This window comes from Emticicia sp. SJ17W-69 (assembly GCF_051209875.1).
In the GTDB taxonomy this organism is placed as follows: Bacteria; Bacteroidota; Bacteroidia; order Cytophagales; family Spirosomataceae; genus Emticicia.
On record NZ_JBNTQY010000001.1, the window covers coordinates 2229988 to 2256300 of the forward strand.

At 31.9% G+C, this 26313-nt stretch carries 24 protein-coding genes; 22 read left to right on the plus strand and 2 right to left on the minus strand.

The window, feature by feature from the left end; translation table 11 throughout:
• Positions 1 to 18 precede the first annotated feature (18 nt).
• Positions 19 to 1455: a tRNA (N6-isopentenyl adenosine(37)-C2)-methylthiotransferase MiaB gene (gene miaB, locus ACQUQZ_RS09165; RefSeq protein ID WP_435354582.1), complete on the minus strand. Its 1437-nt coding sequence runs from the start codon at positions 1453 to 1455 to the stop codon at positions 19 to 21.
• A 475-nt stretch (positions 1456 to 1930) separates the two neighbouring features.
• On the opposite strand from miaB, the gene ACQUQZ_RS09170 reads away from it, so the two are divergent.
• The 22 genes from ACQUQZ_RS09170 to ACQUQZ_RS09275 all read left to right on the plus strand — a co-directional run bounded on the left by ACQUQZ_RS09170 (position 1931) and on the right by ACQUQZ_RS09275 (position 25666).
• On the plus strand, positions 1931 to 2827 hold the full coding sequence (locus ACQUQZ_RS09170; protein ID WP_435354583.1) for a hypothetical protein: 897 nt from the start codon (positions 1931 to 1933) through the stop codon (positions 2825 to 2827).
• Positions 2824 to 4284: a B12-binding domain-containing radical SAM protein gene (locus ACQUQZ_RS09175; protein ID WP_435354584.1), complete on the plus strand. Its 1461-nt coding sequence runs from the start codon at positions 2824 to 2826 to the stop codon at positions 4282 to 4284. Before ACQUQZ_RS09170 ends, ACQUQZ_RS09175 begins: the two co-directional genes overlap by 4 nt.
• A complete protein-coding gene (locus ACQUQZ_RS09180; RefSeq protein WP_435354585.1) occupies positions 4248 to 5066 on the plus strand; it encodes a methyltransferase domain-containing protein in 819 nt (272 codons plus the stop codon). The genes ACQUQZ_RS09175 and ACQUQZ_RS09180 overlap by 37 nt, the downstream gene beginning before the upstream one ends.
• Positions 5063 to 6436 carry a B12-binding domain-containing radical SAM protein gene (locus tag ACQUQZ_RS09185; protein WP_435354586.1) on the plus strand — a complete coding sequence of 458 codons (1374 nt, stop codon included), beginning with the start codon at positions 5063 to 5065 and terminating at the stop codon, positions 6434 to 6436. The genes ACQUQZ_RS09180 and ACQUQZ_RS09185 overlap by 4 nt, the downstream gene beginning before the upstream one ends.
• Complete coding sequence (locus ACQUQZ_RS09190; protein WP_435354587.1) at positions 6433 to 7974, plus strand: B12-binding domain-containing radical SAM protein; 1542 nt, start codon at positions 6433 to 6435, stop codon at positions 7972 to 7974. The genes ACQUQZ_RS09185 and ACQUQZ_RS09190 overlap by 4 nt, the downstream gene beginning before the upstream one ends.
• 4 nt (positions 7975 to 7978) lie before the next feature.
• A complete protein-coding gene (locus ACQUQZ_RS09195; RefSeq protein ID WP_435354588.1) occupies positions 7979 to 8695 on the plus strand; it encodes a class I SAM-dependent methyltransferase in 717 nt (238 codons plus the stop codon).
• Positions 8692 to 9768 (plus strand): acyltransferase family protein, encoded by a 1077-nt coding sequence (locus tag ACQUQZ_RS09200; protein ID WP_435354589.1) that lies wholly within the window; start codon positions 8692 to 8694, stop codon positions 9766 to 9768. The genes ACQUQZ_RS09195 and ACQUQZ_RS09200 overlap by 4 nt, the downstream gene beginning before the upstream one ends.
• Positions 9769 to 9797: 29 nt before the next feature.
• Positions 9798 to 10436 (plus strand): methyltransferase, encoded by a 639-nt coding sequence (locus ACQUQZ_RS09205; protein WP_435354590.1) that lies wholly within the window; start codon positions 9798 to 9800, stop codon positions 10434 to 10436.
• Between the two features lie 74 nt (positions 10437 to 10510).
• On the plus strand, positions 10511 to 11407 hold the full coding sequence (locus tag ACQUQZ_RS09210) for an FkbM family methyltransferase (RefSeq protein WP_435354591.1): 897 nt from the start codon (positions 10511 to 10513) through the stop codon (positions 11405 to 11407).
• Positions 11400 to 13031, plus strand: coding sequence for a glycosyltransferase family 87 protein (locus ACQUQZ_RS09215; protein ID WP_435354592.1), 1632 nt, complete (start codon positions 11400 to 11402; stop codon positions 13029 to 13031). Before ACQUQZ_RS09210 ends, ACQUQZ_RS09215 begins: the two co-directional genes overlap by 8 nt.
• Positions 13024 to 13848, plus strand: a complete 825-nt coding sequence (locus ACQUQZ_RS09220; RefSeq protein WP_435354593.1) for a putative capsular polysaccharide synthesis family protein — start codon at positions 13024 to 13026, stop codon at positions 13846 to 13848. Before ACQUQZ_RS09215 ends, ACQUQZ_RS09220 begins: the two co-directional genes overlap by 8 nt.
• Positions 13845 to 14984 (plus strand): hypothetical protein, encoded by a 1140-nt coding sequence (locus ACQUQZ_RS09225; RefSeq protein WP_435354594.1) that lies wholly within the window; start codon positions 13845 to 13847, stop codon positions 14982 to 14984. The genes ACQUQZ_RS09220 and ACQUQZ_RS09225 overlap by 4 nt, the downstream gene beginning before the upstream one ends.
• Positions 14981 to 16177 (plus strand): glycosyltransferase family 9 protein, encoded by a 1197-nt coding sequence (locus ACQUQZ_RS09230; RefSeq protein WP_435354595.1) that lies wholly within the window; start codon positions 14981 to 14983, stop codon positions 16175 to 16177. The genes ACQUQZ_RS09225 and ACQUQZ_RS09230 overlap by 4 nt, the downstream gene beginning before the upstream one ends.
• Before the next feature lie 254 nt (positions 16178 to 16431).
• Complete coding sequence (locus tag ACQUQZ_RS09235; RefSeq protein ID WP_435354596.1) at positions 16432 to 17748, plus strand: gluconate:H+ symporter; 1317 nt, start codon at positions 16432 to 16434, stop codon at positions 17746 to 17748.
• A 129-nt stretch (positions 17749 to 17877) separates the two neighbouring features.
• Positions 17878 to 18480 (plus strand): TetR/AcrR family transcriptional regulator, encoded by a 603-nt coding sequence (locus ACQUQZ_RS09240; RefSeq protein ID WP_435354597.1) that lies wholly within the window; start codon positions 17878 to 17880, stop codon positions 18478 to 18480.
• A gap of 29 nt (positions 18481 to 18509) precedes the next feature.
• The gene (locus ACQUQZ_RS09245) at positions 18510 to 19775 is read left to right on the plus strand and encodes a TolC family protein (RefSeq protein WP_435354598.1); all 1266 of its coding nucleotides are present in this window, start codon (positions 18510 to 18512) and stop codon (positions 19773 to 19775) included.
• Positions 19776 to 19823: 48 nt separating this feature from the next.
• Positions 19824 to 20807, plus strand: a complete 984-nt coding sequence (locus ACQUQZ_RS09250) for an HlyD family secretion protein (protein ID WP_435354599.1) — start codon at positions 19824 to 19826, stop codon at positions 20805 to 20807.
• A gap of 80 nt (positions 20808 to 20887) precedes the next feature.
• Positions 20888 to 21805, plus strand: coding sequence for an ABC transporter ATP-binding protein (locus ACQUQZ_RS09255; RefSeq protein ID WP_435354600.1), 918 nt, complete (start codon positions 20888 to 20890; stop codon positions 21803 to 21805).
• Positions 21798 to 22544, plus strand: a complete 747-nt coding sequence (locus tag ACQUQZ_RS09260) for an ABC transporter ATP-binding protein (protein ID WP_435354601.1) — start codon at positions 21798 to 21800, stop codon at positions 22542 to 22544. Before ACQUQZ_RS09255 ends, ACQUQZ_RS09260 begins: the two co-directional genes overlap by 8 nt.
• Positions 22545 to 22640: 96 nt before the next feature.
• A complete protein-coding gene (locus ACQUQZ_RS09265; protein ID WP_435354602.1) occupies positions 22641 to 23747 on the plus strand; it encodes an ABC transporter permease in 1107 nt (368 codons plus the stop codon).
• A 39-nt stretch (positions 23748 to 23786) separates the two neighbouring features.
• Entirely contained in the window at positions 23787 to 24548 is a 762-nt protein-coding gene (locus tag ACQUQZ_RS09270) for a TIGR00730 family Rossman fold protein (protein ID WP_435354603.1), read from the plus strand.
• Entirely contained in the window at positions 24545 to 25666 is a 1122-nt protein-coding gene (locus tag ACQUQZ_RS09275; protein ID WP_435354604.1) for an ABC transporter permease, read from the plus strand. The genes ACQUQZ_RS09270 and ACQUQZ_RS09275 overlap by 4 nt, the downstream gene beginning before the upstream one ends.
• A 2-nt stretch (positions 25667 to 25668) precedes the next feature.
• Here ACQUQZ_RS09275 and ACQUQZ_RS09280 read toward each other — a convergent pair whose 3' ends face one another.
• Positions 25669 to 26184, minus strand: a complete 516-nt coding sequence (locus ACQUQZ_RS09280) for a hypothetical protein (protein ID WP_435354605.1) — start codon at positions 26182 to 26184, stop codon at positions 25669 to 25671.
• Positions 26185 to 26313: the final 129 nt, after the last annotated feature.

The following is a 26313-nucleotide window of genomic DNA, read 5'->3' on the forward strand; positions in this document are numbered from 1 at the left end:
TAACTCAGTATTATTAATTTATTCCACTGCTTTCCCAATCAAAGTAGCTGACGAACATTCAGTCACTAAAACATTGACATAATCACCTAATTTAAAATTTTCTTTAGGGAAAATAATCATTTTATTTTGGTCGCTTCTGCCTGAAAGATGCTCTTTTGAACGTTTTGAAAAACCTTCTACCAAAACTTTATAAACTTTTCCAACCGACATCTGATTTCTTTCAAACGAATGCTCCCGTTGACGAGCAATGATTTCAGCCAAACGACGACTTTTCACATCTTCAGGCACATCATCTTTCAGTTTTTTAGCTGCGGGTGTATTAGGTCTTTCCGAATATGCAAACATATAACCATAATCGTATTTCACATAGTCGAGTAGCGAGAGGGTTTCTTGGTGGTCTTCTTCGGTTTCGGTACAAAAACCTGCAATCATATCTTGAGAAATGCCACATTCATCACCTAAAATCTCACGAATCCTATCAATTTTACTAATATACCAATTACGGTCATAAGTACGATTCATCAATTCCAAAATTCTGCTACTACCACTTTGTGCAGGAAGATGGATGTATTTACAAACGTTGTCATACTTTTTAATCGTATAAAGTACTTCATCAGTAATATCCTTTGGGTGAGAAGTTGAAAAACGAACCCTCAAATCGGGGTTAATTTGAGCAACCATTTCAAGCAAATTGGCGAAAGTAACAACTGTTGACTGTTGACCGTCAATCGAGGATTGCCATTTATAACTATCAACATTTTGCCCTAAAAGTGTCACTTCTTTATAGCCTTGATTAAATAAATCAGTAGCTTCTTTGACAATCGAATGTGGGTCACGGCTACGTTCACGTCCTCGGGTATAAGGCACCACGCAAAAACTACACATATTATCACAGCCACGCATGATGCTAATCAATGCCGTTACACCATTGGAATCAAGACGAATAGGGGTAATATCTGCATAAGTTTCTTCTCTTGATAAAAAAACATTGACCGCTTTATGACCTTCTTCAACTTCATTGATGAGGTTTGGCAAATCACGGTAGGAATCAGGGCCAACTACCATATCAACAATTCTTTCTTCTTCCAATAATTTTGTTTTCAAACGCTCGGCCATACAACCCAAAATACCAATTTTGACATTTTTACGCTTGTTTTTCATTGGTACCAGATGTTGCAAACGATGCCTGATTTTTTGTTCGGCATTATCTCTAATCGCACAAGTATTAAGTAAAATTAATTCGGCTTCTTCGATTTTTGATGTGGTAGCGAAATCATTTTCTCGCAAAATAGAAGCCACAATCTCACTATCAGCAAAGTTCATCTGACAACCATAACTTTCTATATACAGCTTACGAGAAGCCGTACTTTTTTCGTCTTCGCTTATGCGAGCCACATCCAAATCCTTTTTGTCTTCTTCGTTGAGAATTTTTAATGAGTTTGTAACTAATGCCATTTTCTTCTTGAAATCTATTAATGAATCTACAATTCTGAGAATTGAATTACAAAATTACAACAATACTGACAGAATGTCATACCAAAACTCTTAATATTACTTAATTATCTTTAATCAATTCGTAATTATCAAAGCTTTTTGTTTTTTAAGGCTGTTTTGCTTAACCCTTTTGAATGTAGTGTAATATATTCTTATTTGTGTATTGCAAATTGTATTGCAGCCGAAATTCGGAATAGAGCCTTTAAGTATTCTTTAACTAAAAGATTATGTTGAGTTAAGTGGTGCTAATAATGGATTTATAAATAATTTACTCAATAATTAATTTGTCTTTATTTTTCTATTAAATTATGATATTTAACCTCTCAGTATCCATGTCTTCAATCCAATCAATTAAATAATACAACATTATTCTATTAAAATTGTGTTTAAATTCTTAAAATATTTAAATTGCAAAACAAGTACAAAGCCAGAAACTATGAAATCAATTTATAATGAAATTTTGCAAGCGATTATTTATTCAAATATTTTTCAATACCCGCTTACTAAAGAAGAAATCTTTCATAGGACATCTTTATCTGTCGTTGAAGTAGAGAAAGGATTAGAAGACCTAAAAGCAAATGGGCAAATTTTTTTAATTGAAAACTATTATTGCCTTCAAAATCAAGCTCAGTTAGTTGAAAACCGTATTAAACGAAATAAATTAGCTGAAAAACGCTTACCAACTGCACGTTTTATCACAAGAATAATTGCACTTTTCCCTTTCATTCGGGGTGTTTTTTTATCAGGGTCAATTTCAAAAAATTGTATGTATCCAGATAGTGACATCGATTTTTTCATCATAACTGCCCCTAATCGCCTTTGGATTACTCGTACATTTTGTGTTTTTTTTAAAAAAATATTCCTCTTTAACTCAGAAAATTACTTTTGTTTTAATTATCTGATAGATTTGAATCACTTGAAAATCAATGGTTCAAATAAGTTTTTAGCTTACGAAATCGTAACATTAATTCCTGTCTATGGAGAAGATATTTGTAAAGATTTTTTTATTAAAAACAATTGGATTAAAGATTATTATCCCAATTTCCCACTTGGAAAAATGCCAATGAAAATTGTTTCAAAAGCTAAGTTTCAATATTTTTTTGAAGTGATTCTTTCTAATAAATTAGGTAACTTTCTTGATAATTGGTTATTTGAAAAAGCACTGGCCATTAACAAAAAAAGGCACCCTGAAACTTTCTTTCAAAATCCTGAAGTTTTCATCAATTTTCAACGACATATTGCCAAAGCACATACTTCAAACGGACACCAGAAAATCCTTGAAACATACAAAGAAACAATCAAATCTTATACAGAAACTAATTTTGCAGCATGAAAATACCTACGAAAATTCTTTTTTCTCATGCTTATTTTTATCAGCTTGACCCAAAACAATGGGAAGCTCAAGAACCTTATCCGCCCTATAATACAATTTTAGCTGCGGCAATCATGCAAGAAAAAGGATTTGAAGTAGATTTATTCGATTCAAATTTAAAAAAATCTGCATCTGAAATCGAACAAAAGATTATTGATTTTCAACCACAATACTTGGTTTTGTATGATGATTCATTTAATTACCTTTCAAAAATGTGCTTAACCAATATGCGAGAAGCGTGTTTAGAGATGATTCGTTTGGCAAAAAAACATGACTGCTTGGTTTTAATAAATAGCTCAGATGCGACTGATAATTATGAAAAATATTTAGATGCTGGTGCAGATTTTGTAATGCTCGGTGAAGCAGAAATTACACTGACAGAATTGATTGAAAAATTAGAACAAAAAAAGTTAGGGCAGGATATTGTTTTGGATCAAGTAGAAGGAATTGTTCTTAAAAAAGAAAATAAGTTACAAAAAACAAAAAAAAGGAATTCCTTAACTGATTTAGAACACTTACCTCAGCCTTTATGGAATTTAGTGAAAATAGCTGATTATCAGCAAATTTGGCAGCAAAAACATGGTTTTTTTTCACTGAATATTGCCACTACACGTGGCTGTCCATTTAAATGTAATTGGTGTGCAAAGCCAATATATGGAAATCGTTATAACAGTCGTTCACCACAAAAAGTAGCCAATGAAATTGCTTTTTTAATGCAAAATTTCAATGCCACTCATTTTTGGATTTGTGATGATATATTTGGCTTAAAACCTAATTGGGTAAAAGAATTTAAAGATTTTTTGGCAGAAAAAAATGTAAAACCAAAACTTAAAATACAATCAAGGGCGGATTTATTGTTAAAAGATGATACAATTGATGACTTAGTAGCCTGTGGCTTAGATGAAGTTTGGATTGGAGCAGAAAGTGGCTCACAGAAAATTTTGGATGCGATGGACAAGGGAATTACTGTGCAAGAAATTGAAAGATCAAGTCAATTGTTGAAGAGAAAGGGGGTAAAAGTAGCATTTTTTCTACAATATGGCTATCTTGACGAAACCAAAGAAGATATAAATCTTACATTAAAAATGCTTGAAAAACTTAGACCCTATACCATAGGTATTTCAGTTTCGTATCCACTACCAGGTACTATTTTTCATGAAAAAGTAAAGAATCAGTTAAAAAACAAGAAAAACTGGAAAGATTCTGATGATTTAGATACCATGTATCAAGCTTCTTTTTCATCTGATTTTTACAAGCAATTACAGAGATTTACTCATGCAAAATTTAGGAAAAATAGAGTTTTAGATGATTTATTTAACCAGAAAAAACAGCTTATTTCATTGCTAAAGTTTCCCATTTTTTGGATAAATGAAAAGCTATCATGGACGAAACTGAAATGGATAGAAATGAAATCATGAAACAACCTTTCGACCAAATTGCTAATGATTATGACCAGAGTTTTACTTATTCGACAATCGGTAAAGTACAGCGAAGTTTGGTCTGGAACTATCTTGAAAAAGTTCAACTTGGAAACGAGATAAAGAGTGTGTTGGAGATTAATTGCGGTACGGGTGAAGATGCACTTTGGTTGGCTAAAAAAGGTATTAATGTTCTTGCAACCGATATTTCTGAAAAAATGATTAAAATTGCCAACAAAAAAGGCAGAGAACATACAAATGTTTCTTATCAAGTAACTGATTTTCAGAAAATTAATAATAGAAAATTTGATTTGATATTTTCAAATTTTGGTGGACTAAATTGTATTTCTCCATCAGCTTTTTCAGTTTGGTTAAACGAAAAAATGCCAAGTTTATTGAAGGAAAATGGAAGAGTTATTTTGGTAATTATGCCTAAGTTTTGTTTGTCTGAAAGTTTATTTTTTCTTGTAAAATTACAATTGAAAAAAGTTTTTAGAAGGCTATCAAAACAACCGTTGGAAGCAAAATTGGACGCTGAAACAACGATAAAAACTTGGTATCATTCAGCCAAATTTATAAGAAAAAATATACCAAATAATTGTAAGATAAACGATATTCGGCCGATTGGTTTTTTTATTCCACCATCATATTTGAATAGCTTTGTGGAGAAAAGACCTAATTTCTTTAGAATATTATTAAAACTTGAAAATAGAATCAATCAATTTAGCTTTTTTGCTAATTTTTCTGACCATTATTTGATAGAAATCCAAATGATAAAATGATTTTACTAACGCATGCTTATTTTCTGAACGATGATGCCAAAGAGCAACGGATCATGAAGCCTTACCCACCGTTGGGTTTACTTTATGTTTCGGCATATTTGGAAGAAAAAAGTATTGAGCATGAGGTATTTGATACAACTTTTTCAACTAAAACAGTTTTTTTTGAATTCCTGAAAGTAAATAACCCTTCGATTTTGGCTATATATATCAATTTGATGACAAAACTGAATGTTCTTGAAATCATTGAATTTGTAAGAAATAATGAAGGGTTAAACCAAACAAAAATCATTTTGGGCGGCCCCGATGTAAGATATAATGCAGAAAATTTATTGAATCATGGTGCAGATTTTTTAGTCATTGGAGAGGGAGAAGAAACAACTTATGAACTCATTCATTCAAATTTGAAAGCAGACAAACTACCTGGAATCGCTTTTAAAAATGAAGATGGTGAAATCATTATTAATGAAGAAAGGTCATTAAAAAAAAATTTAGATGATTTACCAATACCCAACCGAAAGAAAATTGACTTAAATCAATATCTAAGTTCTTGGAAAAAATATCACGGTGAAAATTCCTTGACGCTCAGCACAATGCGTGGCTGCCCATATACTTGCCAGTGGTGTAGTCGTGGCGTTTATGGACTTAGTTATCGCCGACGCTCGCCTGAAAAAGTGGTTGAAGAAATACAAACACTTCAAAAAGAATATAATTTCGACCATATTTGGTTTGTTGATGATGTGTTTACAATTTCACACAAATGGCTTGAGGAGTTTTGTAAAGTGCTTGATAGTAAGCAAGTTAAGATTGCGTATGAGTGTATTTCAAGAGCAGACAGATTGAATGAGAACGTCATAAAAATGCTAAAAATGTCAGGCTGTTTTAGGATTTGGATTGGTGCAGAAAGTGGATCTCAAAAAATAATTGATTTGATGGATAGGAGAGTGAAGGTAGAACAAGTACAAGACATGATTCAACTTTCTCAAAAATACGGAATCGAAGCGGGTACATTTATCATGTTGGGGTACCCCCAAGAAACAGAAATAGATATTAAAAATACACTAAATCATCTTAAAAAAGCCAACCCTAAGCATTTTACCATAACGATAACCTATCCAATCAAAGGTACTGAATTGTACGAAGAAGTTGAAGCTATTAGTACAGCAAGCACTTTGAATTGGAGTAAAACTACCGACCGTGACATTGACTTTAAACGTCCTTTTTCACATAAATATTATCAATACGCTATGCAATGGATTGTACATGAAATGGCTTATTTCCAACGTAGTGACAAAAAAAACAATGCTTTTGAAAACTCAAAAGTAAAACTTAGGGCATTGAAAGCAAGGCTCGGAATGATACTCAACAAATGACAAAAACCAAAAATAAAGTATTACTCTTCAATCCTCGAAGTGCCAATGCCAAATACCGAATTCCGAATTCAGTATTGCAAATTGGGGCTTCGATTCATGGACTATTTGAGTATGTTTTCGTTGATGGGAATTTGGAGCTTGATGCGTGGGAAACAATTGAAAAATATTTAAAAACAGATAATTTTAAATATTTTGGTTGTACGGTTATGCCAGGCCCACAGCTTCGCCAAGCGATTCCTTTTACTAAAAAAATCAAAGAAAATTACCCCGAAGTTATAATAATTTGGGGAGGATATTTTGCCTCAAATCAGTATAAGGTTTCAATAGAATCAGGTTTTGTAGATTATATCATCAACGGCCCTGGTGATAAAGCGTTTCCTAATTTATTAAATGCCTTGGAGGAAATCAAATTTTCCTTAACAGCAGAATGGGAGTTTAAAATTAAGTCAATCAAGAACTTGATTTATAAGGATTTAAATGATAAAATCATCAAAACTCCAAAAGAAGATTTATTAGAACAAGATATTTTGCCCGCTTTGCCATACCAACATTTGGCTAACTTTTATCCACTCGAAAAATATTTAGGTAAAACATATCTTGGCAATAAGACTTTTTCATACCACTCAAGTTTTGGTTGTCCATTTACTTGTTCATTTTGTGCAGTAGTACCGATTTACGAAGCTCGTTGGAAAGGTAAATCAGCCAAAAGGATATTTGATGATATACTATTTTTCAAAGAAAAATATGCAATTGATGCCATAGAATTTCATGATAACAATTTTTTTACTTCCAGAAAAAGAGTAGTTGAGTTTTCGAGATTAATGCTCAATCAAAACATTATTTGGTGGGGAGAAGGAAGAATAGACACGATTGATAAATATTCGGATGAAGAACTCCTGCTCATGAGAAAAGCAGGCTGCAAAATGATTTTTCTGGGTGCTGAATCAGGAAATGATGAATTACTGAAGCAAATGGACAAGGGAGGCACGCAAACAGCGGAACAAATGAAGGCTTTTGTTGCCCGAATGAAAACCGTTGATATTATTCCCGAATTGTCGTTTGTTTTGGGTTTTCCAGCCAAAAATGAAGAGACTGTTTGGAAGCAAATCAAGCAAGACATTGAATTTATAAAGGAAATTAAAACAATCAATTCTGATGCAGAAATTATTATTTATATCTATAGTCCTGTACCTACTGAAGGCTCCGAAATGTATGAATTAATTAAGAAATCGGGTTTCCATTTTCCTGAAGAATTAGAAGATTGGTTAAGTCCAGCGTGGGAAAAGTTTGATTTACGGAAAAACCCACTTACGCCTTGGTTGAAGCCATATATGATTGATGAAATTCGTGATTTTGAAACAGTTTTGAATGGCTTTTATCCAACAGTTTCTGATGTAAGATTAAACACGTGGCAAAGAGTATTTATAAAAAAACTCTCCCTTTTTAGATATAAGATGGGTTTTTATTGGAAACCAAAAGAAATTAGGCTTTTTCAACATATTTGGAAATATCGACAACCAGAAATAGAAGGATTTTAAAAGAATGTTCAATATTTTAAAAAAGAAATACACAACTATTCCCAAAGATGATTTCATCAAAAGGCTTCCGAGTAGCTTAATTGGTGAAGGTATGCTGCATGAAGGCAATATTTTTTTGTTTGATTTGGCTTTGCGTAACATGCCATCTGAAGGTGCTGTAATCGAAATAGGTTGTTATGGTGGATTATCAACGAATCTAATTTGTTATTTTTTGAGAAAATATAGCCTACAAAATCCATTTTTTGGGACAGATTTATGGATTTATGAAGGTTATCACGATGAGATTGGATTAGAAACTGATTGGATGGATGGAAGAAATGACATTTTGCGAACAGATTTTATGCGTCATATCAAAAATAGTTTTATCAATTCTACTTTGTTATTGAGCAAAGATAATCTGCCAAATACTTGCCATTTAAGCTCTTTTGATTTTTTTGAAAAGTGGTTAAATAACGAGACAATTGAAGATGTTTTTGGTAGAGATGCAGCCTTAGGCGGAAGTATTTCGTTTGCTTACGTTGATGGAAATCATGCATTCGAATTTGTAAAAAAGGAATTTGAATACATTGATCAATTTCTGATACCTAAAGGATTTATTTTATTCGATGACTCAAGAGTAGATAGTAAATTTGGAAGTGCAAAATTTATGAAAGAAATGTTGCAAAATGTTGATTATAAATTAGTTATGAAAAATCCTAACTTTCTATTTCAAAAAAAATGATTAAAAAAAGACACTTTGGACTTGATTTATTTAGGGCTATCGCTTTTTTTTTAGTGCTGATAACACATTCATTGTTTATTGTAGAAAAGTTTAACCCAAAGTTTAGAAATTTTGCTTTTATAGGCAATCTTGCACTTGAAATGTTTTACGCTTTGAGTGGTTATTTGATTGGAAATATTTTTTTTAAAAATTTCATTGAAAGTGACTTTTCGTATAAAAAAGTCATCGAATTTCTTAAAAATCGTTGGTTTAAAACCCTTCCAACTTATTATTTGATTGTCTGTATTAGCTTGATAGTGAGTTATTTGCAGTATGGTAATTTTCAAGATTTTAGTATTAAGTTTTTGTTTTTTACACAGAATTTACATGAAGCCAATTTCTTCTTCTTCCCAACTTCATACACCTTAGCAATTGAAGAATGGTTTTACCTTTCATTCCCATTGTTGTTTTGGCTTTTTGTAACGATTTTCAAATGGGATAAACTAAACACTTTTATCTTTCTAAGTGTTTTTTTTATTCTTTTTTCAACCATTTTTCGCTTTTATAAATATTATTCATTCCCGAATTTACACTGGGACACGGGTTTCAGAAAATCAATTTTAACCAGAATTGATGCTACCGCTTATGGATTACTTTTATCTTATTTTCATAAATTTAAGCGTGATTTTATTATTAAAAACACCAAAAAACTCTTTTTAATAGGTGTTTTCGGTATAATTTGTTGTATTTTGATTAAAATGAAAGTGCATAGTTTTATTTTATATACACTGTATTTTAATCTTATGCACATCTCAATCACAATGATTTTACCAACTTTTTTTTACTTAGATGTGCATCAATTGAGATTTAAAAATATCATTCACCAAATTAGCTTGATAAGTTATTGTATTTATTTGGTTCATCTGCAATTGGTTTATATTCCAATGGGAAATTTATGGCAGGCCAAAACGCTTTTAGAAGCAATTTTTCAATGTTTTTGTATGTATTTTTTGGCTTTTATGTTGGGTTATTTATTATATATATTAGTTGAAAAACCTATGATGAAATGGCGTGATAAAATCAAATTTGTATGAAAAAATACCTCCGAATAATTTATACTTTATTGGTAAAAAAATATGTGAAAAGGCAAATATCTAAGGATAATTGGATTGAATTTCGTGGATTAAGTATGCTAATTAAAAAAGGTGTTTTTCATCCATTATTTTTTTTTAGTACCAAGTTCTTGATTGAATTTTTAGAAAAAGAAAGCATTGAGGAAAAGAGAATTTTAGAACTTGGGGCTGGAAGTGGATTAATTAGCTTTTATTGTGAATCAAAAAAAAAGGCAATTGTTACAGCTTCTGATATTAGCCCAATTGCAATTGATGGACTTAAATTTAATAGAAATAGATTAAGAGCAAAACTTCAAATTATTCATTCCGACTTATTTAAAAATATTCCAAAGCAAGTATTCGATTATATCATAATAAATCCACCATATTACCCCAAAAAAGCAGTATCTGAAGAAGATTTTGCTTGGTATTGTGGAGAGAATTTTGAATATTTTTCAAGTTTATTTGTTCAAATAGAGGGGTATTTTAATGAAAACTCAAAAATATTAATGGTTTTATCTGATGATTGTAAAATTGAACGAATAGCCGAAATTTCCAAGCCGTTTGGTTTTACAATGATTCTTCTACAATCTAAAAAGTTTTATTTTGAGAAGAATTTCATCTTTAGGATTGTTAAAATTGACAATTAATTATGAGAGTGTAAAGGATAAGCGTTAATCAATCATTTTAGGCCTTGATATAGATTCAACTCATAACAATTTTTATGAAAAATGAATTAAAAAAAATAACCGAAAATCAATTTTTCAATGTCATTGATGTTGGTGCAAGAGGTGGTTTCAAAGATTTAGAACAAATCAATTCATTTGTAAAAATGTATGGTTTTGAGCCTGAAAAAGAGAGTTATCAAGCTCTTTTACAACAATACAATCAATTCGCAGAATCACACTTTTATCAGTTGGCTTTATCAGATTCAGAAACAGAGCAAAATTTTTACATTACGAAACATAAAGATATGTCTTCTTTTTTGGAGTCAGATTTTGCCAATTTTGATGCGAATTTTCGTGAAATTCCTGATAGTAGCCGCTGGAAAGAAAGTATGGAGCAATCGCATTTGCAAAAGGCGAGAATGACAACTTTGGATTCATTTTGTGAGGGGAAAAGTATTGATTTTGTTGATTTTCTAAAAATTGATGTGCAAGGTTTTGAGTTGAAAGTATTGAAAGGAGCAAAAAGACTCATGTCAGAAAATAAAATTGGTATAATTAAATCTGAAGTTTCTTTCATACCAATTTATAAAAAACAACCATTTTTTGCTGATATAGACCTGTTTTTAAGAGATAATGACTATATTTTGATTGATTTATTATTTTACCCAGAAGCCATAAATCGAATGACTAAAGCAAAAAAGTCTATCAGAAGACAAGAAAAACCAAAGTATTGCATTTCAGGTGATGCGATATATTTGCCTACTAATTTGAAAAGTCATACCATCGAACAAAAGATTAGAATGGCAACAATTCTGAGTTGTAAGGGCTATTTTAGCAATGTTTTTTCGATGCTCGAAAATGACTTTTCAAATACAGAAATTGAAAAATTTATAGATATTTTCAATAAAAAAGAGCCATTTTTTAAAAGGATTTGGAGAAAAATCAATGCCTAAAATTCAAGATATAATATTGAAATACAAACTTTATTTATTGCCAATACTGACATTATGCCTTTATTGTCTTAATAAATCATTTGTATTTAATTTACATGATTTTGGCAATTCCTATTTTCCAGCTCTCATGCTTTATGACGGGCAAAGCCCTGAAAAAATTGTCTTTGATATTTATGATTTTAATCTATTTGCTTGGCAGAAAGGATACAATGAAGCTTTGCTTGACTATTATCTCAATTCCCCATTTTCTGCTACTTTTTTATATCCCTTTGTATATTTTAAAAATGCCTATTCTGCTAAGTTATTTTTCAATATCATAAGTATTATTTTATTCATTTTGTCGATCGAAATTCTTTCAAAATATATCGAAAAAAAGAATAGATTATTGATAGGGCTTCTGCCAATTTTATTTTTTATTCCGATTCAAAATAATATACTTTTTGGTCAATTTTATTTGATAATTTTTGCATTTACAATTTTTGCCTTTCATTTTTATTTTAAAAAAAACTCCTTATTTTCTGCAATTTTCCTCAGTTTTGCAATACTTACAAAGGTTTTTCCTATTTTTTATGGTTTTTCTTTATTGATAAATTCGAAGAGAAGAGATTTTCTTTATTTCTTTTTATCTTGCTTGCTATTATTCTTGATTTCGATTTTTATCAGTGGGTTTTCATTTTGGAATATCTATCTTTTTGATCAATTGCCAACTGCCTTTTTGAATGAATCGACGATTGGTTTTCAGTTTAATGTGCAGTCATTTGATGTATTTTTTAAGTATCTTTTTTTCAAAGATAGTTTTTATAATCCCAACCCAATTTTAGACAATATTTTTCTATTTTATCTTTCTATCTTTTTAGTCAAATCTTTGATTTTAGGTGTTACAATTTCCTTCGTAAACAGCCATAAAACAGAAGTTTGGAAAAGTCTCAGTTGTATCATTATTGCTTTGTTTCTCTTGCAAAGTCGTACAGCAAGTTATTCAACAGTGCTTTGGATTATTCCAATGTTTGTTTTTATAAGTCACTCAAATTCAGTTGTTTATAAAATTATTTTTTGTATTTTATTATTTTTTGCCTTTAATTTTTCTTACGTTCGTTTACCTTTTTTCTTTCAATTTTCTCGTTTGTGGTTAAGTCTTTTTTTGTTTGTTTTTCTATTTGAAAAGTCATTTTTTTTGCCCCAAAATAATATAATCAATACTCAGTTTTTTGTGAAATTTATAAGGTTGAATGTTCAATTTTTTATATTAGCTTTCATGATCTTTTTGCCTATACTTTTGAAAGGACTTTTTGCTGATTTTTCAGATAATTCAAAGTATGTTTTGCCAAACAAAGGTCAATTTATTACATACGATTTTAAGGTTGAAAATGGCAAATTAGTGGTTTTTGATTTATCAAAAAATGGGAAAGAAAAATTAATAACTAATATTGCCGTTTCTTCTTTCGATACCCTAAGTTGCAAAATAAAAAACAATCAAATTTATCTAAATCAGCAATTAATAGCCTTGCCAAATTCTTTGAAAAAAAAGGCAGTTTTGGTGAATCAAAGTGAGATATATTTTCTTACAGACCACCATTCGAGATTTGGGTGGTTTACCTTAAAAAAAATAAAAATTAATGATTAAAAAATATTTCAAATATTATTTTTTAGACGCAATTACCTTGATCTTCAAGGAATTACAATTGACTTTTTCTTCTGAAAAACCAATTTTAGTTTTTTCGATGGGAAAAGTTGGCTCCTTAAGTGTCTATTTTGCTCTAAAAAAATATTGGCAATACCCTGTTTTTCATATCCATTCTTTGGATGAAGACGAACAAAAAATGTACGATAGGCAATGCTTTGAAAAAGGAATTTTGCCTGGAAGTAGAAGTGCGATTCCTATGATTAATCGAAGGATATTGAAAAAAAAACGACCATTTAAAATTATTACTTTAGTTAGAAATCCTGTTGAAAGAAACATTTCTGCTTTTTTCGAAGCTTTTGAATATTATGTAGGTATTCCAGCCGAAAAATATAAAGGAACAATGCATGATTTAGAAATCATTTATCACCAAAAAATGGCTCATCAATACCCAAATAATTGGTTTACAAGTCATTTTTATAAACAAACGGGTATTAATATCTATGATTTCGCATTTTCAAAAGTAGAAAAATACCAAGTATTCAAGCATACAAATATTGAAGTTTTGGTATTAGATGTTGCTTTAGCTGATGCTGAAAAAGAAAAACAAATTGAGTTTTTCTGTGGCAAAAAAAATATTAGAATTGAAAGGAAAAATGTTAGAGAAACAACTTCTTCGGCTGAGTTATATAAGAAATTTAAAGAAACTATTATCTTTGAAAAATCATATTTAGATATGTTACTTGAGACACCCTATTTTAATCACTTTTTCGATAGCAATGAGAAGGTAAAAACAGAAAGGAGGTGGTTGAAAAAATGAAAAAAAACTTTATTATAATCGCTGTTTTTGTTCTTTTTTCATGCGTGAATACAATAAAGCCAACAGATGATTATCGAATAAACTTGCGATGGATAAAAAGTAGTGCTGGAGAAGATGGAGAAAAGGCTACCAAAGGAATACTTTGGGCTTTAGCTTATGTTGGAGCAGAATTGCCGAAAGAAAGCATTAAAAAAGGTATATTTCTAAACGAAAACCAAATTTTTCAGCTTGATTTTTCAGCTCTTGGTTTTGATGAAAATGCATTGAAAGCATGGTCTAAACTTATCACTTTCTCAAAAAAAACAGAAGAGTATAAAAAATATGGTTCCATTGATTTAAGTCGCTTTTTAGTTTTTACAGTTTATAGTCCCTGGCACTACTATCAGATTACTGGTGTCTCCACTTCGCTTGATAGTTTTTTTGATAATTCTTTGAATAGTGCAAAATTTGATTTTTTTCCAGTTACACATTCAAGCGTTACAGATGGACATCGTTTATTAAAATATCGAATCGAAAGTAATGTTGAAAAATCAAAATTTTTAGCAATTGAAGGAGATGGAAAGCTAACAGATTCGACTTTTAGAGAAGCTGAGTATGAAGCCATTGATTTAATGAAAAATGGTCAACTCCGATATGCAATTTATAATTTGAATGGAAAATTGTCAGATTTTGCACAAAAAAAATATAGTTCAGCTGGTAATCCAGCCAAGTGTATGTGGTGTCATGAAGGAGTTCTTGCTCCACTATTTACAGAAAATCAAGCGGTAAGAGGTTATAAGCTACCACAAGATTTCAATTCAGAAATGCTTCAAACGCAACTCATCATTAATATTTATCGTAATAGTAGAAATTCAACCATTGATTTTAACATCCATAAAGATCATGAATTAAGTGAAATTCTGTACACGAGTTTTATGGAACCTTCGGCAGAAAGGCTTGCCCAAGAATGGAAAATTTCAGTTGAAGAAGTTAAAGCAAAATTGGAAACCTTGAAAACTCACCGAAATCATGAATTTGTTTTTCTCGGTGAATTATTCGATAGAAATGAGGTTGAAAAATACGCTCCATTTCAGTCGATTCCATTTCCGAGTTCTATTAGAGAGCAAAACAATAACGAACTAAATATTTTTAAATGATAGCCAAGTATTCAACCAAGATTAAGTTTTTTTATTCTATTGCTGAAATAGTTTTTTGGTTGATTATTAAGATAATACACTGTTTTTCGATACGTAGAAAAGAAAATAATAGCCGCTTTAAAATTTTACTCCTTGAACCCTACCAAATGGGTGATGTGATTTCTCTCTCTCTTTTACTTGACCCACTTGAAGAAAAATTCCCTGACTCAGACATTTATATTTTATGTAAAACAGCTAATTTTTTTGAAAATGATAAGAGAGTAAAAGGAGTTTTTCAGACCGACTTTGGTTGGACAACTCAAAATGAAAATCGTTGGAAAAGTATCAAGAAATGGTTTTCTATGCTAAATAATTTAAAAAAAATCAGGGAATTTAATTTTGATATTGGCATCGAAACTCGTGGGGACATTCGCTCACAATTTATTTTGAACTTTATTTGTGCAAAACAAATCATCGGCTATAATCAAGCTATCACAACCGACTTGAAAAATTTTGGTTTCTTAGTGAATAAAAAAGTTTTCCCAAACCCAAAATATAAACATCGTTTTGAGTGGAATTTATATTTATTGACTTCATTAGGTATTGAAGAAAATAAACTTTTTCCAGTAATGCTACCGAGTTTTCGAGTAGGGGATGTTATTTTGAATAAAAATAACGATGAAAAATATATACTTATTCACATCGGTGCAGGATGGAAATATAAATTGTGGAAAAATGAAAATTGGATACTTTTGATCCAAAAATTACTTCAAGAGTATGCATTGCAAATAAAAATTATTGGTGGTGAGAAGGAGAAAAAAGATTTAGAATTTATTGCAGAAAAGTTTCAATACTCTTCAAGATTCATTTCACAAGTCACTGATTTTCAGCAACTTACATTCGATATATTACACTCCGAAATATTTATTTGCTTAGATTCAGGCCCACAAAATTTAGCTTCTTGTTTGAACACAAAAGTTGTGGTGTTATTTGGTCCTGGCCATTCGGAGGCCTTTAGACCGTACAATTCTGCAAGTCGTTTTATTCACAAGATTGAAACATTTAATTGTCATCCTTGTTTTCAGCAAAATTGTCAATTTTCTACTGTTTCTTGTATGACAAAGATTACTGTTGAAGATGTTCTCTATACTATTTCAACGCTTGATGGTATTTATACTTACAAAATATCACCAACCATTTTCACATACATCTAATTTCTTATGATTGGCTCGCCAGTCGTTCAAAATGATTGTTTATATAAAGTCTGATAACCTCATAGGGGATAGTCAGGCTTTTTTTATGTATAAAAATTAAATATTTTTTAATTTTTATATGTTTATTATTGGCATATTTTGCAATTTGAGTACTTTTTACAATCACAAACCTATTCTAATGCAGATTAAATTTGTGAGATAGTTTTGTGTTATGAAAAGTGATAAATTGATTCAACCTTATAAATAATGATTGTATGCCACTATTAATTACAGTTATTGGCCTTATTGTGCTTATTATTTTAATTTCTTACTTTAAGATACATACTTTTTTAGCATTTTTAATAGTTTCTATGGGCGTTGGTATTTCTTTAAATATGAAGCCAACAGTCATCCTTAATGCCATTCAGCAAGGAGCCGGTAGTACACTCGGCTCTTTGGTTGCCATTATTGCTTTGGGAGCAATGCTTGGCAAATTGGTTGCTCAAAGTGGTGCTGCACAACGCATTTCAACCAAAATGATTGAACTTGTGGGTAAAAAGAATGTTAGATGGGCTTTTCTGATTACAGGTTTTATTGTTGGTTTGCCTTTGTTCTTTTCTGTTGGTTTTTTGTTAATTACCCCTTTGGTAATTACAGTTGCTTATCGTTATAAAATTCCTGCGGTTTACATTGGAATTCCGATGATTGCTTCTCTTTCTGTTACACAAGGATATTTACCACCACACCCTGCACCTCTGGCTATTTGTAAGCAATTTAATGTTGATATAGGTTTGACACTTTTTTATGGAATTTTGATTGCGATTCCTGCAACATTGATTTCTGGAGCACTGTTTGGTTCAACTTTAAAAAAATACACCATGTTACCTAATAAGGCTTTTATTGCTGAAGAGCTTACAGATGAGCAAATGCCTTCAACATTTAATAGCCTTTTAAGTATATTATTACCAATCATTTTGATAAGTTTTTGTACCATCACACTCTCCTTTTTACCTCAAAATGCTTATTTCCGACAAACACTTGTATTTATTGGTGACCCTGTTGTAAGTATGTTGATTTCGGTTTTAGTGGCAATGTATTTATTAGGAATCAAACAAAACAAAAAATTGAATGAAATTGCCACGCAATTAGGTGATTCGGTGAAAGATGTGACCATGATTCTTTTAGTTTTTGCAGGAGCTGGAGCTTTAAAACAAGTCTTAACCGAGGGCGGTGTAAGCCAATCTATCGCAGATTTGATGCAAAATTCTTCCATGCATCCTTTGGTTTTGGCATGGGGAATGGCTGCTATTATTAGAATTGCTGTTGGTTCTTCTACCGTTTCTGGCATCACGACAGCAGGATTTATGGCTCCTTTGCTCATTTCATCACATACCGAGCCTCATTTGATGGTTTTGAGTATAGGTGCAGGAAGCATGACTTGTTCGCATGTCAATGATTCAGGGTTTTGGCTTTACAAAGAATATTTTCAACTCACGATGATGGAAACACTCAAAACTTGGACGGTCATGGAAACACTTGTATCAATTACAGGACTGTTAGGTGTTTTGGCTCTGAATTGGGTGATTGGTTAAAATCTTCTTCTTTTTCTCAATTATTAAAAAAAAACTCTTAAAAAATTTGAAAAAAATAAATAAGCTATTAAGTTTGCATCAAATTTAACCAATTGGTTAAATTAAATAGTTAAATTATTTGGTTAATTTATGAAAGAGTTAGAAATTAGCACCGAAGAAAAGATTTTAGAGGCGGCTGAAAAGATTTTTTTGCAGGATGGTTACAGTGGCTCTCGGATGCAAGACATTGCAGATTTAGCTGGAATCAATAAAGCTTTATTGCATTACTATTTTCGTTCAAAAGATAAGTTATTTGAATATATTTTTGATAAAAAAGCATCTATAATGTTTCCTTCAATGGAAGAATTATTTGACAAAAACATGGATTTTATAGAAATATTAGACCTTTTTATTGAAAAATATATTGATTTATTAATTAAAAATCCATTTTTACCCTTGTTTGTTATCACCACTGTTAATAAACCTAATAGCCAAGATTTTATTAAAAAACTACCTATCGGACTTCAAAAGAAACTGGTGGAGGCTTTTATGAAAGATGTTTCGGAAGGGAAAATTAAGCCTTTAAATCCATTACATTTTATTATTTCAGTTATAAGCATGTGTGCGTTTCCATTCATGGCAAAGCCAGTAATCATGCAGATTGCTAATGCGAGTGAAGAAGATTTTAAGACTATTATGCAAAGCCGAGTTACCGAAATTCAAGGATATGTACAAGTTTTATTGAAACCTTGAAATATGTTCTATTTTCAATATTTTTCAAAATGAATAAATATAAATTAATTTTTACCCTTTGTTTGCTTTGCCGAACCTTGTGGTTGTCGGCTCAAACAACTTTGCAATCTTGCATTGATTTAGCCGAAAAAAATAGCCCACAAGCTCAATTATTGCCTTTGGTGAAAGAAGCCGAAGCTGTACAAATTGGTGTATTGAATAAAAATCTCTTACCACAAGCGTCGTTGGGCGGACAAGCGACTTGGCAATCAGCCGTGACGAGTTTGCCAATTTCATTACCAAATATCAGTGTTCCAACGATTTCAAAAGACCAATACAAAGCCACTTTAGACGTAACACAAAGTCTTTGGGACGGTGGAGCAACGAAAAGTCAAAAACAATTGGCTATTGCTTCGGCCAATGCCGATACTCGTAGCATCGAAAATAGCCTTTATCAAACTCGTGAGCAGATTTCAAATTTGTATTTTGGTGCATTATTGGCAGAAAAACAACTGAAAAATAGTGAAACTACAAAAAATGACCTCGAAAACCAGCTTAAAAAGCAAAGTGCCAATGTAGATAATGGAACGGCAATCAAGAGCAATGTGATGATGCTTGAAGCTCGATTGATTGAACTGAAACAACAACAAAGAGAAATCAGAAGTCGAAAATTAGCAGCATTAAAAGGACTTTCAATTTTGACTGGAAAGGATTTTACTGAAAATGTTATCTTGGAAGAACCACATTTAGCTTTGATTGAAACTGCTACAATTGACCGCCCCGAACTCAAGTTTTATGATGCCCAAAAAGATTTGGCAGAAGCAAATAAATTAGCCATCAAATCTAAATATTCGCCTAAAATTAATCTTTTTGCAACAGGAGGCTATGGTCGCCCAGGCTTGAATATGCTTTCACCTGATTTTTCGACTTATTTTATTGGTGGAATTTCGCTGAGAGTTCCTTTGTCGAATTTTTATTTAAAGACAAAAGATTCTGATTTACGCCAAATTGATATAAATAAAGAGAAAATTGAGCGTCAGAAAGAAGTTTTCTTGCAACAAACACAATTAAAATTAGCCTCTCAAAATGAAGATTTTGCAAAATTGCAAGACCAAATAAAAGAAGACCAACGCCTCATTGAAATACGAACTTATATGAAACAAACTGCTGAAAATCGCTTAGAAAATGGCGTGATTACAGTAAGTGATTTTATATCGGAAGTAGATAATGAGGTCATTGCTAAACAAAATTTGAGCCTGCATCAAATTCAACTCATGCAAATCATTAATAATATCAAAATTACAAAAGGGAACTAACAACGTTGGAAAGTTTTAAATTCTGATGTTGTTTAAAATTAAGAAAATATGAAAACAAATTACAAAACATATTTAATAACTGCTTTGGTACTGGGGATTTCGGCTTGTAAATCTTCAAAAGATGATTTTGATGCGACAGGCGTTTTTGAAGCTGAAGAAGTGATTGTTTCGGCCGAATCTAATGGAAAATTACTCAGTTTTAATGTTTCCGAAGGAGATAATTTAAAGATTGGACAAGAAATAGGTCAAATTGATTGCCAAAATATCAATTTACAAAAAGCCCAAACGCAAGCAAGTATTGCTGCTTTGAAAATGAAACAAAATGAGGCATCGCCACAAATTCAGATTTTAGGGAAACAAATTGAAAGTCAAAAGGCAGTTTTGGCCACTCAGAAAGAACAGATCAATATTTTGCAAAAAGAGCAAAAACGTCTACAAAATTTAGTAAAAGCTGAAGCCGTTCCTACCAAACAATTGGACGATGTGGAAGGTCAAATCGAGGTTTTAAAGAAACAAATGGAAAGTACTCAAAGTCAGATTGCTGTAATTAACCAACAAATGGCTTCTCAAAAAGAGCAAGTTGCCATTCAAAATCGTGGAATTTTGAGCGAATCACAGCCCTTGCAAGTGCGAGTTTCGCAAATTGAAGAACAACTGGGGCATTGCAAAATCACTAACCCGATTGAAGGAACCGTTTTGGTGAAATATGCTGAAGCTCAAGAAGTTACGGGAATGGGAAAACCATTATACAAAATTGCCAACCTCAGCACAATGACTTTGCGAGCATACATTGCAGGCACACAATTAGGACAAGTAAAAGTGAATCAGCCAGTGAAAATTTTTATTGATAACGGCAAGGATTCTTATAAAGAAATGCAAGGTACCATTTCATGGATTTCGAGTAAATCGGAATTTACACCTAAGACCATTCAAACTAAAGACGAAAGAGCCAATTTGGTCTATGCTGCTAAAATTAAGGTCAAAAATGATGGTTTTATTAAGATTGGCATGTATGGAGAGGTAAAGTTTTGATTTTTTAAAACCACTAAGAAACTAAGGTTAACTTAGAAATCTTCGTGTACCTTAGTTTCTTAGTGGTAAATAACAAACAAATGGCATCAGTAACAATTGAAAATATCACCAAAACTTACGAGAAAGGAACGGTAAAAGCACTTGATCAAGTGAGTTTTACCGTTAAATCAGGCGAACTCTTTGGGCTTATTGGGGCTGATGGAGCTGGCAAAACTACGCTTTTCCGTATCCTTACTACTTTGCTGATTCCTGACAGTGGAAAAGCAACGGTGGCGGGCTTTGATGTGGTGAAAGATTTTAAAGAAATACGAAAAATTGTAGGATATATGCCGGGCAAATTTTCACTGTATCAAGACCTCAGTATTGAAGAAAATCTTAATTTTTTTGCAACCGTTTTTGGTACAACCGTCGAAGAAAATTTTGATTTAATTCGTGAAATTTATGTGCAGATTGAGCCTTTCAAGAAACGTTTAGCAGGAAAACTGTCGGGTGGAATGAAACAAAAATTGGCACTGTGCTGTGCCTTGATTCATGAACCAAAAGTGTTGTTTTTGGATGAACCCACAACAGGTGTTGACCCAGTTTCGAGAAAAGAATTTTGGGAGATGTTAGGCAGATTGAAAGACAGAGGTATTACAATCATCGTTTCTACGCCTTACATGGATGAAGCAAAATTATGTGACCGAATCGCTCTCATTCAAAATTCTCAAATTTTAGATGTTGATACACTCGAAGGTATTTTAGCTAAAAATAAACAAAACCTTTTTGCTATAAAAAGTGATAAAATGTATCAATTATTAAAAGATTTAAGGACTTTTCCTGATACGATTTCATGTTTTGCATTTGGGCAAAAACACCACGCTCAATTGAAATCAGGTGATGAGGTTGTAAAAAAACTATTACAATATTTAGAAAAAAGAGGGCATAATGCCATAGAAATTAACCAAATAATGCCCGATATTGAAGATACTTTTATAAAATTAATGCAAGATGCTTAGTCAAGAAATCGTCATAAAAACACATAATCTTACCAAAACTTTTGGTGATTTTACTGCTGTCAATGCCATCACTTTTGAAGTAAAAGCAGGCGAAATCTTTGGTTTTTTGGGAGCAAATGGAGCTGGAAAAACAACTGCGATGCGTATTTTATGCGGCTTGCTTTCACCAACTTCAGGACAGGCAACGGTGGCAGGTTTTGATGTTTATAAAGAAAATGAGTCTATAAAAAAACATATTGGCTATATGAGTCAGAAGTTTTCTTTGTACGAAAACCTAACTGTTAGAGAAAATATTGAGTTTTTTGGTGGTATTTATGGGCTTTCTCGCAAAGAATTGAAAGAAAAAGGCAATGATTTGATTCAGCGTTTGGGCATGGAAAAAGAAGCTGAAAAATTAGTTGGTTCTTTACCATTGGGTTGGAAACAAAAAATTTCATTTTCAACGGCTATTTTGTATCAACCTAAAATAGTATTCTTAGATGAACCAACAGGTGGCGTTGACCCAATTACAAGAAGGCAATTTTGGGACATGATTTATGAAGCGACTGATGCAGGTATCACAGTTTTTGTAACGACACACTATATGGACGAAGCTGAATATTGCGACCGAGTTTCGATTATGGTTGATGGAAGCATTTCGGCTTTGGATACACCCAATAATCTTAAAATTGAATTTGATACTGATTCAATGGAAGGTGTTTTCTTAAAATTAGCAAGACAAGCGAAGAGGGGAGAATGAATTTGGCAATTAGCTATGAGCGTTTAGCTGTTAGCGTTTTTGTTTTTTATTAAATGTTGCTAAAAGCTAATGGCTAATAGCTAAACGCAAAGAATCATGAAACTATTTTTCTCATTTATACGCAAAGAGTTTTGGCATGTATTACGTGATACCCGCAGCTTGATCATTCTGCTGGGAATGCCCGTAATGATGATGCTTTTGTTTGGTTTTGCCTTATCAAATGAGGTAAAAAACTCAAATATTGGTGTTTTAGACCAATCTCACGATGAAAGTACGCATTTTCTAACTGACCGTTTTGAACAAAGTAGGTATTTTTCTGTCATAAAAAAACTCCAAAAGGAAAGCGAGATTTCAGAAGCATTTAGAAAAAATGAACTTCGTATGGTAGTGATTTTTCCACCTAATTTTAGAGAAAATTTATTGCATACCAACCAAGTTCAAATTCGCTTGATTGGTGATGCGACCGACCCCAACACTTCAAATATCATGATAAATTATGCTTCGGCAATTATCAGAGATTATCAGAATGAAGTGTTGGGTGAAAAAAAACTGCCTTATCGAATCGAGGTAGAGAGTAGCATGATTTATAATCCAAAATTGAGTAGCAGTTTCAATTTTGTGCCGGGTGTAATGACCTTGATTTTGATGCTTTTAGGTGCGATGATGACCTCGGTTTCGATTGTAAAAGAGAAAGAAAGAGGAACAATGGAGATTTTATTGGTGTCGCCAATGCGACCCTTGATGGTGGTGCTAACCAAAGCAATTCCTTATTTATTACTTTGTTTTATTGATGTTTTATTGATTTTAGGTTTGGCCTATACTGTACTTGATATGCCGCTTCGAGGCAATATTTTTCTACTTTTGGGCGAAAGTATCCTTTTTATATTTACTACACTATCATTAGGTTTATTGATTTCAAATGTGGTTGACAAGCAGCAAACCGCCATGTTTATATCATTAGTGGGTTTGATGATGCCCGCTTTGATTTTTAGCGGATTTATGTTCCCTTTAGAAAATATGCCTTTACCAATGCAGGTTATTAGCAATATTGTACCTACCAAATGGTATTACAGCATTGTGAGTAGCATTATGGTGAAAGGTTTGGGTATAAAATTTATTTGGAAGCAAACGCTTATTTTGGTGGCAATGACTATATTTTTTCTTGTTGTAGCCTTGAAGAAATTTAAAATTAGATTGGAGTAGTTGCACAAGGGACGCATCTTTTATTTTTAGTCTAAATGAATGAATAAAATGTATAATGAAGAGCAAAAGTTTTTGAGAGGTCCAAGAGGAAGATTTCAAGAATTAAGGTATGTATTTGGTGCTGTACTACAATTTATCAAGGGCTTTAGAACAATGCACTTTATAGGGCCTTGTATTACGGTTTTTGGCTCGGCAAGATTTAAAGAAGATCACCCTTTTTATAAATTGGCAAGAGAGGTTTCTGCCGAAATTGCTAAACTTGGATTTACAATTATGACAGGCGGTGGTCCAGGAATCATGGAAGCTGCCAACCGAGGTGCACGAGATGTAGGGGGGATTTCGATTGGATGTAATATTGTTTTACCAAAAGAACAAACTCCTAACCCTTATTTGGATAAATATGTCAATATCAAATACTTTTTTGTACGCAAAGAATTGCTAAGAAAATACTCTTATGCCTTTGTTGTTTTACCAGGTGGTTTTGGGACTTTAGATGAATTATTTGAGACAATAACCCTCATTCAAACAACAAAAATGGAGCATTTCCCTGTCGTGATTATGGGATTAGATTATCACAAAGATTTAATCAAGCATATCAAAAACATGGCGACTGCAAAAACGATAAGTGAAGAAGATTTGAATTTGATTTTATTTACAGATAGTGTTGAAGAAGCTATCAAACATATAAAAGATTATGTTGTCAACAACCTCAACTTGAATTTAAACCAAAAAACTAATCCAATTTGGATGCTTGGAGAGAAGAAAGTAAAAGCAATTACAAGTCAAAATGTAGCATCATGAGAAATCTATCATTTATATTACAAAAAGAATTTAGGCAGATATTTCGAGATAAAACGATTCTACGCATGATGTTTATTATGCCTATTATTCAACTAATTATCATTCCATTGGCTGCCGATTATGAGATTAAGCACCTTTCTATTAGTGTGGTAGATCAAGACCATTCAAGCTATTCGAGAAGATTGATTGAGAAGCTTACTGCTTCCGATTACTTTCGTTTGGTACAATATAACAATGCCTATGCCAATGCAATGGAAAATGTAGGTAATGGAAAAACAGATATTGTTTTAACCATTCCTGCACATTTTGAGCGTGATTTAATCAAAGAAAATAAAGCAAAATTAGCCTTAGCTGCCGATGCTGTAAGTAATACAAAAGCTGGTTTAGGGTCATCTTATGCCACCCAAATTATTGGTGATTTCAATAACGAAATTCGAGAAGAATGGATACAAATGCCAAAATTTAGTGAAATGCCACAAATTACAGTTACGGCGGCCAATTGGTACAATCCACACATTGATTACCACTTATTTATGGCCCCTGGGATTTTGGCTATTTTGGTTACGATGGTAGGTAGTTTTTTAGCAAGTTTGAATATAGTTTCAGAAAAAGAAATAGGCACAATTGAGCAAATAAATGTTACACCTATTAAAAAACATGAGTTTATTTTAGGGAAACTGATACCGTTTTGGGTACTCGGTATGGTAACAATGACCATTGGAATGATTATCGCTTTTGTTGTTTTTCAAATCATTCCACAAGGTTCTTATCTAACTATTTATGCTTTTTCGGCGGTTTATTTATTGAGTGTCTTGGGTATAGGCTTGTTATTAAGCACGTTCTCCGATTCGCAACAACAAGCAACTTTATTTGCTTTTTTCTTTATGATGATTTTTGTATTGATGAGTGGACTTTATACACCAATTGAAAGCATGCCCAATTGGGCAAAGGCTATTGCTTATTGTAATCCACCGATGTATTTTGTAAGGGTGATACGAGCAATATTCATCAAAGGAAGCACTTTTACTGACCTTTTGCCTGATTTCTTTACAATTATTGGATTTGCGATTTTCTTCAATGCTTTAGCAATATTCAATTATCGTAAACGAAGTGCGTAGTCCTATTTTAGTGTAAAACTATTCAAAAAAGATTCAATAAAATGTTGGTAATAATCATACTTCTGCGTTTCTGCTGAGAAGGTAACAATATAAACTTTGCTTGCTTTTACATAATAATATTGTCGCCAAGTTTGTTTAAAAGTGTCTTTCTCACCAGAATATGTCAATCTGATTACATTTGATTTAAGTTTTTTCTTCTCTACAACTTTAAAGTTTTTGACAACTTTAGGTAAATAATCAATCGAAAACAGAGCATATTTATCGACAGTATAACTTGCTGATGGTAATGAATTGAAGGTAAGATTGATACTTTCAAAATAGGTGTCAGGTAATGTAAGCGTATCTCTTGGGGCGAGAATCGTACACTCATTAGCAGCACAACCAGCCTTTAAACTCCAAGTGCTTGGGTAGTCGATTTTATAAGGTTTAAAATCTAAGACTTTTATGCTATCAGTCAAGGAAGAAGCATTTGCAGAAAATACACAAAGTGTTAAAAATGAAAAAAAAAGGTTTTTCATGCTCTAATATTAATTGTATAATTATTTTATGTTAAGAAATTTTACTCTTTCTTCTTTGGTCCATTGAGTTTATAAACCAAATAGCCAAAACCAATTAAAAAATGCAGGATAATCACAATCCCGACTATA

Bases quoted from the DNA above. Each gene is read 5' to 3' on its own strand.
- ACQUQZ_RS09255 (WP_435354600.1), top strand. From the start codon at position 20,888: ATGGCATCAGTAACAATTGAAAATATCACCAAAACTTACGAGAAAGGA.
- ACQUQZ_RS09245 (WP_435354598.1), top strand. From the start codon at position 18,510: ATGAATAAATATAAATTAATTTTTACCCTTTGTTTGCTTTGCCGAACC.
- ACQUQZ_RS09260 (WP_435354601.1), top strand. From the start codon at position 21,798: ATGCTTAGTCAAGAAATCGTCATAAAAACACATAATCTTACCAAAACT.
- ACQUQZ_RS09240 (WP_435354597.1), top strand. From the start codon at position 17,878: ATGAAAGAGTTAGAAATTAGCACCGAAGAAAAGATTTTAGAGGCGGCT.
- ACQUQZ_RS09190 (WP_435354587.1), top strand. From the start codon at position 6,433: ATGACAAAAACCAAAAATAAAGTATTACTCTTCAATCCTCGAAGTGCC.
- ACQUQZ_RS09220 (WP_435354593.1), top strand. From the start codon at position 13,024: ATGATTAAAAAATATTTCAAATATTATTTTTTAGACGCAATTACCTTG.
- ACQUQZ_RS09210 (WP_435354591.1), top strand. From the start codon at position 10,511: ATGAAAAATGAATTAAAAAAAATAACCGAAAATCAATTTTTCAATGTC.
- ACQUQZ_RS09265 (WP_435354602.1), top strand. From the start codon at position 22,641: ATGAAACTATTTTTCTCATTTATACGCAAAGAGTTTTGGCATGTATTA.
- ACQUQZ_RS09230 (WP_435354595.1), top strand. From the start codon at position 14,981: ATGATAGCCAAGTATTCAACCAAGATTAAGTTTTTTTATTCTATTGCT.
- ACQUQZ_RS09185 (WP_435354586.1), top strand. From the start codon at position 5,063: ATGATTTTACTAACGCATGCTTATTTTCTGAACGATGATGCCAAAGAG.
- ACQUQZ_RS09180 (WP_435354585.1), top strand. From the start codon at position 4,248: ATGGACGAAACTGAAATGGATAGAAATGAAATCATGAAACAACCTTTC.
- ACQUQZ_RS09170 (WP_435354583.1), top strand. From the start codon at position 1,931: ATGAAATCAATTTATAATGAAATTTTGCAAGCGATTATTTATTCAAAT.
- ACQUQZ_RS09195 (WP_435354588.1), top strand. From the start codon at position 7,979: ATGTTCAATATTTTAAAAAAGAAATACACAACTATTCCCAAAGATGAT.
- ACQUQZ_RS09270 (WP_435354603.1), top strand. From the start codon at position 23,787: ATGAATAAAATGTATAATGAAGAGCAAAAGTTTTTGAGAGGTCCAAGA.
- ACQUQZ_RS09280 (WP_435354605.1), bottom strand. From the start codon at position 26,184: ATGAAAAACCTTTTTTTTTCATTTTTAACACTTTGTGTATTTTCTGCA.
- ACQUQZ_RS09215 (WP_435354592.1), top strand. From the start codon at position 11,400: ATGCCTAAAATTCAAGATATAATATTGAAATACAAACTTTATTTATTG.
- ACQUQZ_RS09250 (WP_435354599.1), top strand. From the start codon at position 19,824: ATGAAAACAAATTACAAAACATATTTAATAACTGCTTTGGTACTGGGG.
- ACQUQZ_RS09235 (WP_435354596.1), top strand. From the start codon at position 16,432: ATGCCACTATTAATTACAGTTATTGGCCTTATTGTGCTTATTATTTTA.
- miaB (WP_435354582.1), bottom strand. From the start codon at position 1,455: ATGGCATTAGTTACAAACTCATTAAAAATTCTCAACGAAGAAGACAAA.
- ACQUQZ_RS09275 (WP_435354604.1), top strand. From the start codon at position 24,545: ATGAGAAATCTATCATTTATATTACAAAAAGAATTTAGGCAGATATTT.
- ACQUQZ_RS09175 (WP_435354584.1), top strand. From the start codon at position 2,824: ATGAAAATACCTACGAAAATTCTTTTTTCTCATGCTTATTTTTATCAG.
- ACQUQZ_RS09200 (WP_435354589.1), top strand. From the start codon at position 8,692: ATGATTAAAAAAAGACACTTTGGACTTGATTTATTTAGGGCTATCGCT.
- ACQUQZ_RS09225 (WP_435354594.1), top strand. From the start codon at position 13,845: ATGAAAAAAAACTTTATTATAATCGCTGTTTTTGTTCTTTTTTCATGC.